Source organism: Robertkochia marina (assembly GCF_004799345.1).
Classification (GTDB): Bacteria; Bacteroidota; Bacteroidia; order Flavobacteriales; family Flavobacteriaceae; genus Robertkochia; species Robertkochia marina.
Window position 1 is genome coordinate 1 of the sequence record NZ_SSMC01000008.1, and the last position, 1,015, is coordinate 1,015.

The 1,015-nt window shown below is 47.0% G+C and carries 1 tRNA gene and 1 rRNA gene; both read left to right on the plus strand.

What is annotated here, in order from left to right:
• The first annotated feature begins 2 nt into the window (after positions 1-2).
• Positions 3-76, plus strand: a tRNA-Ala gene (locus E7Z59_RS15165).
• Positions 77-317: 241 nt separating this feature from the next.
• Positions 318-1,015: ribosomal RNA gene (locus E7Z59_RS15170) — 23S ribosomal RNA — on the plus strand; the annotation flags it as partial.

Here is a 1,015-nt window from a genome sequence, read left to right on the forward strand (position 1 = left end):
ATGGGGAATTAGCTCAGCTGGCTAGAGCGCCTGCCTTGCACGCAGGAGGTCATCGGTTCGACTCCGATATTCTCCACAACGGCGAATGAGTAGCTGATGTGTTAAGCCAACTACACTCAAAGAGATAGGGTTAACATGGGGCGAAGCCGAAACGTTCATTGACATATTGAGATAAAGAGATACGAGAAGCTTGTTTGTTGTTTCATTAGAAACAACGGCAAACAAAATTTTTTTAAAAAATTGAATCTTATTTAGTTGTGATGATTTGCACGAATCATCACGGCGAGTTATTTATGATAATAAAGAGCAAAAAGTACAATAAGCTAAATAAGGGCGTATGGGGGATGCCTAGGCTCTCAGAGGCGAAGAAGGACGTGATAAGCTGCGATAAGCTGCGGGAAGTGGCACATACACTTTGATCCGTAGATTTCCGAATGGGGCAACCCGGCATGTTGAAGACATGTCACCTAGTAATAGGAGCGAACCCGCTGAACTGAAACATCTAAGTAGGCGGAGGAGAAGAAAACAATAGTGATTCCGGTAGTAGTGGCGAGCGAACCCGGAAGAGCCCAAACCAATGTTGTTACGGCAATATTGGGGTTGTAGGACCACGAGATCGAATGCCAATTGAATCAGAACACTTTGGAAAGAGTGACCATAGAGGGTGATAGTCCCGTAAGAGTAAGAGCGGTTATTTGTAGTGGTATCCTGAGTAGCGCGGGGCACGTGAAACCTTGTGTGAAACTGGCGGGACCATCCGCCAAGGCTAAATACTCCTGAGAGACCGATAGTGAACCAGTACCGTGAGGGAAAGGTGAAAAGTACCCTGAATAAGGGAGTGAAAGAGAACCTGAAACCATACGCTTACAAGCGGTCGGAGCCCCTTTGGGGGTGACGGCGTGCCTTTTGCATAATGAGCCTACGAGTTACCGTTGCTAGCGAGGTTAAGTGATTCAGTCACGGAGCCGTAGCGAAAGCGAGTCTGAATAGGGCGCTATAGTTAGTAGTGGTAGAC